We start from the raw sequence: 13,156 nt of genomic DNA, 5'->3' as shown, positions 1-13,156 counted from the left end.
CACCCTCTAATGCCAAAACTACCTCCTGTTCTTTTTCTGGCCTTATAAACGCCCTGATCATCTTCATCTTCTTTTCCTCCTCTTTAATTTATTATTAATATCCCCCTCACCCTAACCCTCTCCCACAAGGGGAGAGGGAACACTCAAAATCTCCCCTCCCTTGATGGGAGGGGACTAAGGGGAGGGTGAAAATCACTATTGAGTATTTATTGCCTTTCTAAGCCAAGGCGGAGGCGATGTCTTTATAGTCTCCAAAAGTTTCTGCAAAGACCCTTCAATGGAAATTACCTCTTTTACCTTTATAGGCATTATGCCCTTTTTCACAAGTCTCGCTGCTGAAGGACTCCCAATATTTGTGAAATAGACGATTCTGCAATCAGAAAGCCTTTCCACTTTGTTTTGCATTATTAAATCGTGCTGACCTTCATCGCCTCTGGTCTCTTCAACAGCCGTGTCTCTGCCTTCTGCAAATTTTCTTTTTTCGATAAACCTATATCCTTCAGATGAAACTTCATAAATTGCAAACATCCCTGCCCTGCCGAAATGCTCATCCACACTGACACCGTCGGTTGTTGCAAATGCTATTTTCATTGATGTACCTCCTTACTTCATTTGACCGTCATTCCTGCGAAAGCAGGAATCCAGTAGGGGCGACCGGCCGTTCGCCCCTACCAAGAATTCTGGATTCCGTGTCAAGCACGGAATGACATCAATGCATATTTCGCATTAACAGGTTTGCCACCTCATTAACCATATTGAGCGTTCCTCTGTATCCAATGGTAATCCTTGAGTTGCTGCCCAAAACCTTGTACACAGGAAATCCCATCTGATACAAAGCCGTTCCGAGCCTTTTTGCTGCATCTTCAGCATGGGAGTTTGAAATGAGAAGATCAAAATTGCCATCGATGGAGAACAGGTCTCCAACAATCACATCCCTTGCTAAAATATTACCTGCTGATGAGGAATGGTACGGAATCACTGCAAGCTCTAACTCTGCTCCCATCTCCTCAAGCCATCTGGATGTCTGAATTGAAAGATCGGGTTCCAGCGCAATACAGACTTTTTTATTCCCATAATAAAAATGGGCATCCCTCATCCCATCGCTCAGAATTCTTCTCTGCCTCTCGTATCTTGCTGGCATCTGTCTCCCACTCAGCATTGAAAGGGTCTTCATAAAAATATCAGCATCCATCAATCCTGAGATGCTTTCAAATACCCTGTATTCAATACCAAACTTTTCTTTCAGGATCCTTGCAGCAGGCTCCATGCTTGCGCCTATGGCAATGGTAAATTCCGATGCCCCCATTGCCTTTATCTCACCTATTTCTGTTCCTCCCATTGCAAGGGCGGAAAATCCTTGCCTGCTTCCATCAAGGGCAGAAAGATCAGGAAGGATTATGGGTTTCAAACTGAACGACTCAATGATTTCCCTTAACTCTGCGAGATCAACAGGCGTAAGATGTGAACCAGCCAGAATGTTAATTTGTTTTCCTTCAGCAATCCGCAGTCCACAATCCACAATACCAAGCACTGCTTCCACCGTTTTTGCATATCCTGTCTCAAGCCCGCCTTCATAATCTGGTGTAGAGACATGAATGGCCATGACCCCTGACCCATGACCCATGACCCTTTTTATGGCACTTGCCACATCATCACCCTTGACTTCAGAAAGTCCCGATGTAAGAATACCTATCATGTCAGGCCGCTGTTTTTCTATAATACTTTCTACAACACTGATTACATTTTCCTCACTTCCCATCACCACATCTTCGGTAAAAAGCTTTGTGCTTGCAAGAGCAATGGGTTCTCTGAAATGCTTTGTTAAAAGCACCTTCCCGAGGAATGAGCATCCCTGCGCTCCGTGAATTATAGGCAGTGCCTTATGTATTCCCTGAAAAGCTATTGCAGCACCAATGGATTGAGAATGTTTGAGGGGATTAATTACAACATCCCTTTTCTGAGGGGCAAGGGGCAAGGGGCAAGGGGTAAATTTATTTTCCTTGACCCCTGACCCTTGACCCCTGACCCTTTCATAAAATCTGATGCTATTGCTTACCTGCTCTGCCAGATTTATCAACCCCTCATAGCCTGCATAGGCGATATGTCTCTCCTGATTCACATCCACAAATGGATAGCCTTCCTTTATGGCGAGATACTGGTTTCTGCCACCTGCAACAAGAATATCGGCGTTTTTATCTTTCATAAGTTTGAGAAGGTTCTTTGGAGTCACATCTTCAACAAGGGGAGCATCTTCGCCCAGTATCTCCTTCATCTTCTCCTCATCCTCAAAGGTGCTCTTCTTAGTTCCCACAGCAACTACATCAAGTCCTAAATCAAGAAGTGCTGAGATGAAAGACCAGCTCTTAACTCCGCCTGTATAAAGAATGGCCCTTTTGCCTTTGAGATTTGAGTATTCCTTTAGCCTTTCTTCCAGTCTTTGTTCTTCCCTTGCAATAATTGATTCTATTTTTTCTATTAAAGATTCCCTTGCCCCTTGACCCCTGACCATTGCTCCTATTGCTCTCATCGCCTTTGACATCTCTGTCTTTCCAAAAAATGAGACTTCAATATACGGAATTCCATATTTCCTTTCCATTGCCTTTGCAACATTTATCAATGCACGACTGCAGACGACAATATTTAGCTTTGCCCTGTGTGCGTAAGTTATCTCTTCAAAGGTAGAATCGCCTGTAATTCTCGACAATATTCTTATTCCTGCATTCTTTAAAATCGGCTCAACAAGCCATAAATCACCGGCAATGTTGTATTCTCCGATGAGATTGATTAACCCCTCCTCACTCCTCCCCTTATATAAGGGGAGGACGGGTGGGGTTAATGAAGGCTCGCCTGTACCTATTACATAATCAAGCAAGACCTCTCCTGCTATCCGGTTTCCAAGATTTTTCGGCCCGACGAAACCTGGTGCATTTACCGGTATAATCCGGACTCCAAGCTCTGTCGCAGTCTTTTTGCAAACAGCCTCTATGTCTTCGCCAATAAGTCCACTTACGCAGGTTGCATAGACAAATATGGCCTTTGGCTTTACTGCCTCATAGGTCTGAAGTATGGCATTGCAGAGTTTTTCTTCAGAACCATACACAATATCTACCTCACTCATATCTGTTGTAAAACCCATTCTGTGCAGGTCGCCCTTTGAAGACAATGTGCCTCTGCCTTCCCATGAATTGCTGCAGCATGCAATAGGGCCGTGAACGATATGTGCTGTATCTGCAATGGGCTGAAGAACTATCATAGCGCCATCAAAGGCGCATGACTCACCACCCCGCGAACGGCAGATTTTCTCCTTCTTCTCCTGCTCACAGCCGTTTTCAAATAATTTATCTGTGCTGGTTAACATTGCAATCCTTTTTTAAATTGTCATGCCCGAAGTTTTTAATCGGGCATCCAGTTCCTTTGTTTCCTGGATTCCCGCTTAATGACTGCGGGAATGACGGATAAGATACAAGTCTGTTTATAAAAACATTAAAGTTCACGGTTTCCTCACCTTATCACATCAAAACTCGTTGTATTGATCGTCTTCCTGTCCATCTCATCAAGCACAGTGTTCACCACCCAGTTAACCAGATTTATTACACCCTGATAGCCGATAATCGGATATCTGTGGAGGTGATGCCTGTCAAATAATGGAAATCCTATTCTTATAAGCGGCGTCTCTGTGTCTCGCCAGAGAAATTTTGCATAGGAATTTCCAATAAGAAAATCCACTGGCTCGGTAAACATCAATGACCTCAGATGCCACATGTCTTTGCCGACATAGACCTTTCCTTTTGCTCCGAAGGGACTTCCACTTAAGAGATTATAAGCTTCTTGCTCAAATGCTTTATCCCCATTGGTACATACGATATGAACAAGTTCCCCTCCCATCTCCATAATAAAACTTATCACCCCCAGCAGGAGATCAGGGTCGCCAATCAGGGCAAATCTCTTTCCATGTACATAGGGATGCGAGTCTATCATCGCATCCACTGCCCTTCCCCTTTCATCCTCGATCTCCTGTGGAATGGGCTTTCCTGTAATCTTGCTTATCTCGTCAAAAAATTTATCTGTGTTTCTGATTCCGATAGGTGAAAGCACGGGGGTCTTCTGTCCCCACTCCTTCTGGATATAATCCATGGTCTTTACGGTTGAATATTTCTGTAACGCAATGGTGGCCATTGCGTTTATGGAATCCACGGCATCCGCAAAGGGTGTACCGCCTGGATACAGTTTGTACTCTCCGGTATTCGGTGAATCAAATATATCACTCACATCAGCGAGTATTGTATGTTCAACACCCATTATGGTGAGGAGCCTTTTCAACTCCCGGTAATTTCCTGTATAGGTGTCAAAGCCGGGAATGATATTTATCTTTCCATTCGGTTCGCCTTTCCTGCCTGCCGTGATGGAGGAAAGTATCCCCTTCATCATATTGTCATAGCCTGTGATATGCGAACCAACAAAACTCGGCGTATGGGCAAAGGGCACGGGCAAATCCTGAGGTATAACACCTTTATCTCTCGCCTGTTTTATAAATGCGTTCAGATCGTCGCCGATGACTTCAGCCATACAGGTAGTTGAGACAGCAAGCATCTTTGGATGGTAAAGGGTATATGCGTTCTCCAGTCCTTCAAGCATATTGTTAAGCCCCCCAAAGACCGCCGCGTCTTCTGTCATGGATGTTGAGATGGCTGCAAAAGGTTCTTTGAAATGCCTGTTTAAATGACTCCTGAAATAGGCAACACAACCCTGGGCGCCCTGAACAAAAGGCATCGTTCCCTCAAAACCAGAGGCGCAAAAGACCGCACCGAGGGGCTGACACGCCTTTGCAGGATTGATCTTTATATGCTTCCGTGTAAAGTTCTTCTCCTTATACTCTTCAGTCTTTGTCCACTCGGCCACATCCTTGACCTTTTCAGCAGGCCATGGATTTTCAAACTCCTTCTTCCTCTCAAATTGCTCACAGTACTCCTGCTCCTGAAAAAGTTCGTTATGGTCTCTTATCTTCATTAGTTTCATCTCTTCCTCCGTATTTTTTGCCACAGACTTACACTGACTGAAGTCCTGAATAATCCCACGAATGCATCTGCCTGAAGGGCACTCCTATCTTATGATAGGAATACTTTTCTTTAATGCCGGAGCCGACCATATCAGGCCTTAGCCTCCTCGTGAATTCCTCCAGTTCATAGAGTGTGGCGTCATCCATGATTACCGTGCCTTCCTTGATATCGGGATATGTCCTCTTGTAATCGTCATTATGTCCGAACTCGTATCCTGATGCAACGACCTCCATACCGAGGTCTTCATATGCTCCTATGGTATGCCTCGGTCTCAAGCCTCCAACATAGAGCATCACCTTCTTGCCCTCAAGCCGCGGCCTGTATTGCTCAATTACCGCATCCATCATCGGCTTGTATTTCTCAATCATCTTTTCTGCATTCTCTTTGATGGCATCGTCAAAATACGACGCAATCTTTCTCAGGCTCTGGTATATCTTTGTTGGCCCGAAGAAATTAAACTCCACCCATGGAATACCGTAAGTCTCTTCCATATGCCTGCATATGTAGTTCATGGAACGATAGCAGTGGACGAGGTTGAGCTTAGCTTTATTGGCAATACCCATCTCATTAATCGATGCATCGCCTGTCCATTGTGCAATAACCCTCAGCCCGAGTTCTTCGAGCATTTTTCTCGATGACCATGCATCTCCTCCGATGTTGTAATCACCAATTAGCGCCACATCATACGGTGTTGATTTTTCAAGTTGACCTTTGCCGAGGATGTAATCCCTGATGGTATCATTTGCGATGTGATGGCCGAGAGACTGACTCACACCCCTGAACCCTTCGCATCTTACAGGAACGATGGGGATGCCCAATTCTTTTGATGTCTTTTTTGACACTGCCTCTATGTCGTCACCTATCAGACCAACAGGACACTCCGAGAGGATGCCTATTCCCCTTGCCAGAGGAAAGAGTTCTTTCAACTCATGTAAGGCTTCATATAAATCCTTATCACCACCGTAGACGATGTCTTTCTCCTGAAAGTCCGTAGTGATGTGCATTGTACCAAAGGTATCTATGCCTGTTTGACCATTATAATAATTTCTCCGCGCCCACCAACTATACTGACCGCATCCTATTGGGCCGTGGCTAATTGTAATCTGGTCCTTCACAGGTCCCCAGACAACGCCCTTTGCACCTGCAAAGGCGCATCCCCTTACGGTCATGACACCAGGTCTTGATTTTACATTGGACTTGACCTGACATGTGCTGCACTGACCGGTAGGGTCATTGGCTGCAAGGTGTTTAGTCCTGTCCTTCTTCGTTTTCTCAGGATACGCCTCCAGAACTTCCTCAATCATCTTTTGAGTCTCTTTAATGGCAGTGCTCATCTGACCTCCTGTAATTTTTCAACTGGTTGCTATTCACTATTTTTGTCCTAATAGGGCGGCCTTTCTTTTTACTTCAGGTTTAAATTTGGTCTTTCCATCAGTGGACTTATATCTCTCTAAAACTATCTGGTCAATCTTCGCCGTATCCAATTCTGGTGGCGTTGCACCTGTCTTCAATATTGCCTCCCTTGCGAGCATCTCAGCCTGCCTGCCCTGGTCAAGGGCATCACCCAATACGCGTAAAGATTCGGGCGGATTATGGAAGCCCATGCTATTTTCAGCGCCTATCCATGTATTTCGATAATATGCCTCCTCATAAATCTCCTTTGCTTTTTTGATCAATGCCTTGTCTGAGCGTGGATTTTTCTCTGCAGCCTCAATCATCAATGCTGCACGGGCAACTGAATAGCCTGCCTTTGTGAACATGTGATTCACCCTGTCCTGGATATTCAATACCTGCTCTTTCAGCCATTCAGGGCTCTGGTTGTGGCACTGCATGCATGCCTTCATATTCTTCTTAAGAGGACTCTCCCATCTATGGGAAGAAATCTTCTCTTTACCAGCCCTTTCATAAGGCATGTGGCAGTCAGCACAGGCCAGACCTGCTGCCCAGTGGACATTGCCAGGGGATGCAAAGAGCTCAAATTCAGGATGCCTGATATGTCCCATCTTCTGGTCTGTTACCTTATGTTTCCATTCCCTGAGGTTTTCATCCTTAATTTGTTTTATTACAGCCTCAATTGTGATATTACCCCATTTGCCATACTTCCACGGGAATAAGAGACCAACTGATTTTCCATCTTTGTCCTTTGGAATCTTATAATCTACATGGCACTGTGCACAAACAAGGCTCCGTAACTCCTGCCTCGTTAATTTATCAGGGTCTTTGCCGATAGCCTTTAATGCCTCTATCAGGGCCCATCGGTTTATACGCAAGTCCATTGTCTTTGGGTCATGGCAATCAGCACAGACAAGACCCATCTCTCTGTGTTTTTCAGGGATTTCTTTCCAGACCTCATCATAGGGCTTACTGAAATAATCGACCTTCAGCCTCTCCTTTAGTTCAGGCACATAAGGGCTTTTGCAGCTCAAACACACACCACCAGCCTTTTTGCGGGAGGCATCAATCTTAAGCTGATCCTTCAATAGATCTGTGTGTCCATTCGGCTCGTTATACTCTACGCCCATTCCCCATCCATCTAAAAGCACAAGCTGGAAAGGCCATGGGCTTAGTCTGCACTCATCGTCATTCCTGTATTTGCTGTACCCTTTCGTTCTCTCGCTATTCTTCAAATAACTGTCATAATGGAGCGGATATATTTTGCCCCACACAGCAGGGTCTTTTTCACCCTCAGGGATGGTTATGGCAGATGTAACTGTCTGAGTTTTTTGCTTGCAACCAAATGCAAATATGCTCAGAAGTAGCAAACAAAGAGTCATCATCACGAAATTTCTCTTATTCATTGAATCTTCCTCCTTTTTATTTGTCATGCTGAACTTGTTTCAGCATCTATGAGATTCCGAAACAAGTTCGGAATGACAGTAATCATCAGGGCTGGATTCCCGTCTTCACGGGAATGACAGTAAAGGCATTAATACCCATGCGGCAACCCTCTGTGGCATTCCCAGCATTTTCTGTCATCTTTATGAATATTTGCCACTAACTGTTCATGGCATCTCACACAGTTGCTCATAACAGTATTCTGCCCATGTTTTGAGATTCTGATAGGGTCGTGGTTACTGTTAAATACCTGTGCATATCCGTGATAAATACCATCTCTCGTCTTACCTGATAATTCTGTAACAACACTTTGCCGGGGCACATGGCAGTCACTGCAGCCTGCCCAGTTTCTATGAGCTGAATGAGACCAGTTCTGGTATTCTTTATTCATCACATGGCAGGAGACACAAAACTCAGGTTTATTCGTATAGACCCACGCCTCTCTTGCTGCAAGTGGAATAAGCGGGATGAGTATCACGCCTACAACAATCATTGCCAGTAATATCTTAGAAGGTATCCCGAGAGGCTTCTTTTTTATTACCTTCATACCGCTGCCTCCTCGTTCTCAAGTATTCCAAAATCCATAAGCAGCTTTTCAAGTTCATCCATAGTTAAAGGAGTTGGGATAACAAGGTTTGTATTCTCAGCTATTTTTTTTGCAAGTGTCCTGTATTCATCTGCCTGTGGATGCTCGGGAGAATATTCAATAACCGTCATCCTCCTCAGCTCAGCTCTCTGAACCTGATTATCCCTGGGGATGAAATGTATCATTTGTGTATTGAGCCTCTTTGCAAGCTCTGAGATTAATTCATATTCTTTATCTGTTTTTCTGCTGTTGCAGATAAGGCCGCCGAGCCTCACACCGCCGCTCTGGGCATATTTGAGAATACCTCTTGAGATATTATTTGCAGCATACATCGCCATCATCTCACCTGATGTCACTATATAAATCTCCTTGGCCTTTCCTTCCCTGATTGGCATTGCAAAGCCACCGCAGACAACATCTCCGAGGACGTCATAAAAAACAAAATCAGTGTCTGCTTCATATGCCCCGTTCTCCTCAAGGAAGTTTATGGCGGTAATAACTCCGCGGCCTGCACACCCTACTCCGGGCTCAGGACCACCTGATTCAGCGCATCTTATACCTTTAAAGCCGGTAAGGAGCACTTCATCTATTTCAATATCCTCTACAGTGCCTCTCTCCCTGGCGAGGTCCATTACTGTAGTCTGTGCCTTCTTATGGAGTATCAATCTCGTCGCATCAGCCTTTGGATCGCATCCCACTATCATGCATTTGTATCCAGTCTCTGAAAGACCTGCGACCGTATTCTGTGTTGTTGTCGATTTACCGATACCACCTTTACCATAAACCGCTATCTGTCTCATAAAATCCTCCTGTCTTTTTTAAATTATTGAAAAGCAATAGCCATGCCATATTGAAAAACAAGTAAATTCAAGGAATGAAGTAAGTTGAATGGTTTATGCGCAGAACAATATTGTCTGCATCAATACAAAAATGTCTATGACAAGGGGGAAATGCATTAAAGAAAACCACAGAGACACAGAGGCACTGAGGGATAAAAAGTGAAGATATGTTTTAAAAATTCTCTGTGTCTCTGTGCCTCAGTGGTTATTCTTACCCGCTTCGCAGCGAGGCGAGTCTCTGTAGTTTTATTAAAATTTATCTCTGTGTGCTCTGTGGTGAAATTGCATTATTTGGAATAATAAAGAAACGTCTTATGGATAGGAACTAAAAAAGAAAGGTGCGCTCAGCTATCCTGCCGCTGCCATTCAGCGGAGAAGTCCTCATAAGATATGGACAGGGCATCTCTGAAGGCATCGTCTATGCTCTTGCCTTTTGAAAACGCATAGAGTAAATCTTTTATCCTTGAAAGGCCGTATCTATCAATAAGGTAAAGCGTGGCTGAATAGCTCTGTTTATATGCTATCCTCGCAGCGTCATGTCCAAGATGCATAAACGAACCTTCGAGGTATCTGAGGGGTATTTTCTTTTTTACAGATGGCTTCGGTCTTCCTTCAAAATACATTGCAAGCCCCTCATTAATCCATGTAGGGCATCTTTGAGTTATAGAATGGACAAGGGCATGAGTGTATTCGTGGAATATAACCGGTTTTAATAGAGAGTCTGCTTTTTCATCAACTCCACCAACAGGAATCCTTATCTTTCCATCGTAGACGCCCCTGCTCCAGAAGGGATTCTTTATCGTTACATAGAAATCTTCTTTTGTGTAAAGTATTACGGTCAGAGCTTCTGATGGAAAGTGATTAAACGAACTGCCTACATAGCTGTATGCATCTTCAAGCAGGTGCAAAATAAGCCTGCTAACATCTCGTTGTACATAACCATCGTAAAATAATGTAAAGTGTCTGGTGGATTCCCTTGAATAATTATCTCCCTGAGCCTTTTTCTCTGACTTTGCTTTTTCAAGGGAACGCCTTGTTAAAGAGTCCTTAGGATCAAGTTCAACTGCTTTCTGCCAGTGTTCGATAGCTTTTTCAAGTTCATCTTTTCTGTAATAAATGGTGCCGATAAGCTTTCTTGCCTGTGCATCTTCACCGTGTTTCAGGCCCTCCTGAAGTGCATCCAGCGCCTTTTCTTCTTCTTTAAGCTGAAAATAAGAAAAACCAAGCCCGAAGTATGCCTTTGGCTCATGCGCAGTCAGTTCCTGGAAATCTTTTGCAGCCTCCTGATACCTGCCCGCTTTGAGTTTCTCAACTGCTGCCTGCCACCTTAAAACATGCTCAGGGATAACAGTAGCTGGTTGCTCAATGACATTCTCGGTACGAGTCGATTCCGACAAGGACTCTGTCTGAACCTGTTCTATTGTGCTTATTTCAGCTTCACGAGCAGGAGGAGTTTGTAGGCTTAATGATTCCTCTTTGACTGTCTTAGACTCACGAACTTCAGGAACATCAGGCTGAACATTAAAATGGATATACAGTGCAAGGATAATACATATTCCAAGGCCGCTATAAACTATAACCCTGACCATCTCGTCTCATAATCGTCTATCAAACTTCACTCTTTTCCTCTATTCCATACTTCCTCATTTTATATCCGATCTGTCGTGGTGTAAGGCCCAGCAGTTTAGCCGCACGGGCCTGAACCCAACCTGTCTTTTCAAGGGCATTAATGATTCCTGCTTTTTCTGTCTCTTCAAGGCTGCTCTTCAGGGACTCCTTTTGCAGAGTTATCTTTACTACAGGGCTCCTGAGGTTTAGAGGAAAGTCTGATGGTTTTATAATATTTTTATCAGACATCACAACAAGTCTTTCTATGGTGTTTTCAAGCTCTCGCACATTTCCCGGCCAGTCATAGTCCATCAATATCTTTAAAGCATCGGAAGACATTGATACCTTCTTTTCGTTTTCTTCGTTGAAGCGTTTGAGGAAATATTCTGCCAGAATCGGAATATCCTCTTTCCTCTCTCTGAGGGCAGGCAGAAGTATCGGCACAACATTAAGCCTGTAATAGAGGTCTTCCCTGAATCTGCCCTGCGATACAAGCCCTTCGATGTCTCTGCTTGTTGCAGCTATAAGTCTGACATCTACCTTTATTGTCTTTTCTCCGCCAACCCTTTCAAATTCCCTTTCCTGAAGAACACGTAATATCTTTGGTTGAAGTTTTAGTGGGAGGTCGCCAATCTCATCGAGAAATATAGTCCCGCCATCTGCAAGCTCGAATCTCCCCTTCCTCATGGCTGTAGCGCCTGTAAATGCTCCTTTTTCATGACCGAAAAGTTCAGATTCAAGGAGTCCCTCAGGGATTGATGCACAGTTAAATTTAATAAAAGACCCTTTTGCCCTCGGGCTCATGTAATGGATTGCCTTTGCTACGAGCTCTTTCCCTGTGCCACTTTCGCCTCTAAGAAAAACGTTGGTCCGGGCCTTTGCCACACGGTGAACCGCTTCAAAGACCTCGAGCATCCTGTCTGATTGAGCTATTACATTCTCTAATTTATATTTGCCCTTCAGCTCCCTCTTTAGCTCTTCCTTTTCTTCAAGCAGGGTCTCCTTTTCCTTTTCAACTTCTCTGTAAAGTTTGACTGACTGGGCTATAAGTGATGCAATAATTTTGAGAAGTCTTAAATCCTCTTCAACCGAGATGCCTTTAGCCTCAAAAAGTCTGTCAACACTCAGAACACCGAGCACTTCATTCCTGAATTTTATTGGCACACAGAGAAAAGCAATATTGTCCTTCTTTATTTTTTGTCTTGCACCTGTCCTGTCAAGGAACAGAGGCTCATCTCCCACATTCGGAATAACTATTGGAGAGCCCAATTTGGCAACACGGCCTATGATTCCTTCACCCAATTTGTATCTCCCCCTTTTTATCTCATCCTGAGTAAGTCCATGGGCTGCCTCAATTATAATCTCTCCATCTTTCTTTAAAGCAACAGTCCCCCTCTTCATGTCCAAATACTCTGACAGGATTTTCATTGCGCTCTTGAGGTTTGACTTGAAATTAAGGGAAGAGCCGAGTATCTTACTTATCTCATACAGTGTGGAGATTTCTAACGTCTTGTAATCTTTGGCCATAGAGGTATTATATCATTAAGAGGTTTGAGGCGTGAGGATTTCTGTAATAAGCCTTCTGTCAACCACTTCTCTTATTTCCACCTCTCCGATAGATGCTGGAAGGATAAATCTCATCTGTCCTGATTTAACTTTTTTATCAATCTCCATAGAATCAAATATACTGGAAACATCTATATCGTCAGGTATCCTGGTTGGCAGCCCATATAAACTTACAAGGGTTTTTATACGCTGGGCCTCTTTTCTCTGGAGAAGCCCTATTTTCACCGCAAGGTCAGATGCCAGGCACATACCAATAGCCACTGCCTCTCCATGGAGAAACCTCGTGTATCCTGTGGCAGTTTCTATTGCATGCCCAATGGTGTGACCGTAGTTAAGTATGGCCCTTAGGCCTGTTTCCCGCTCGTCTTTTTCAACAACAGATGCCTTTATCTCACAGGAGCGTTTTATCACATGTATGAGGTCATCATCGAGGGCAATTATGTTAGCCCTGTTCTTCTCGATATAGTCAAAGAGTTCTCTATCTGCAATAACGCCGTACTTTATTGTCTCTGCGATCCCTGCCCTAAATTCCCTCTGCGGAAGTGTTTTTAATGTCTCCACATCAATAAGGACAAGAGATGGTTGATAGAATGCTCCTATCATGTTCTTACCTAAGGGGTGGTTAACGCCTGTCTTGCCTCCTACAGAACTATCCACCTGTGCAA

General features: G+C 44.1%; 10 protein-coding genes. All 10 read right to left on the bottom strand.

Features of this window, described 5'->3' with window-relative positions; translation table 11 throughout:
* Window positions 1-195: 195 nt before the first annotated feature.
* A complete protein-coding gene (gene nifX / locus HZC12_03580) occupies window positions 196-591 on the bottom strand; it encodes a nitrogen fixation protein NifX (GenBank protein ID MBI5025808.1) in 396 nt (131 codons plus the stop codon).
* 118 nt (window positions 592-709) lie between these two features.
* The gene (nifE, locus tag HZC12_03575) at window positions 710-3,358 is read right to left on the bottom strand and encodes a nitrogenase iron-molybdenum cofactor biosynthesis protein NifE (protein MBI5025807.1); all 2,649 of its coding nucleotides are present in this window, start codon (window positions 3,356-3,358) and stop codon (window positions 710-712) included.
* 143 nt (window positions 3,359-3,501) lie between these two features.
* Window positions 3,502-5,007, bottom strand: coding sequence for a nitrogenase molybdenum-iron protein subunit beta (gene nifK, locus HZC12_03570; protein ID MBI5025806.1), 1,506 nt, complete (start codon window positions 5,005-5,007; stop codon window positions 3,502-3,504).
* 37 nt (window positions 5,008-5,044) lie between these two features.
* A complete protein-coding gene (gene nifD / locus HZC12_03565) occupies window positions 5,045-6,391 on the bottom strand; it encodes a nitrogenase molybdenum-iron protein alpha chain (protein ID MBI5025805.1) in 1,347 nt (448 codons plus the stop codon).
* A gap of 36 nt (window positions 6,392-6,427) precedes the next feature.
* Window positions 6,428-7,855 (bottom strand): ammonia-forming cytochrome c nitrite reductase subunit c552, encoded by a 1,428-nt coding sequence (locus HZC12_03560; GenBank protein MBI5025804.1) that lies wholly within the window; start codon window positions 7,853-7,855, stop codon window positions 6,428-6,430.
* A 128-nt stretch (window positions 7,856-7,983) separates the two neighbouring features.
* Entirely contained in the window at window positions 7,984-8,439 is a 456-nt protein-coding gene (nrfH, locus tag HZC12_03555; GenBank protein ID MBI5025803.1) for a cytochrome c nitrite reductase small subunit, read from the bottom strand.
* Window positions 8,436-9,278 carry a nitrogenase iron protein gene (gene nifH, locus HZC12_03550; protein MBI5025802.1) on the bottom strand — a complete coding sequence of 281 codons (843 nt, stop codon included), beginning with the start codon at window positions 9,276-9,278 and terminating at the stop codon, window positions 8,436-8,438. The genes nrfH and nifH overlap by 4 nt, the downstream gene beginning before the upstream one ends.
* A 383-nt stretch (window positions 9,279-9,661) precedes the next feature.
* Window positions 9,662-10,906, bottom strand: coding sequence for a tetratricopeptide repeat protein (locus HZC12_03545; protein MBI5025801.1), 1,245 nt, complete (start codon window positions 10,904-10,906; stop codon window positions 9,662-9,664).
* A 19-nt stretch (window positions 10,907-10,925) separates the two neighbouring features.
* On the bottom strand, window positions 10,926-12,452 hold the full coding sequence (gene nifA, locus HZC12_03540) for a nif-specific transcriptional activator NifA (protein MBI5025800.1): 1,527 nt from the start codon (window positions 12,450-12,452) through the stop codon (window positions 10,926-10,928).
* Between the two features lie 15 nt (window positions 12,453-12,467).
* A partial coding sequence (locus HZC12_03535; GenBank protein MBI5025799.1) for a 3-dehydroquinate synthase occupies window positions 12,468-13,156 on the bottom strand: 689 nt, incomplete at its 5' end.

The organism is Nitrospirota bacterium, from assembly GCA_016214385.1.
Taxonomy (GTDB): Bacteria; Nitrospirota; Thermodesulfovibrionia; order UBA6902; family JACROP01; genus JACROP01.
This window is presented reverse-complemented; position numbering and strand designations above follow the sequence as displayed.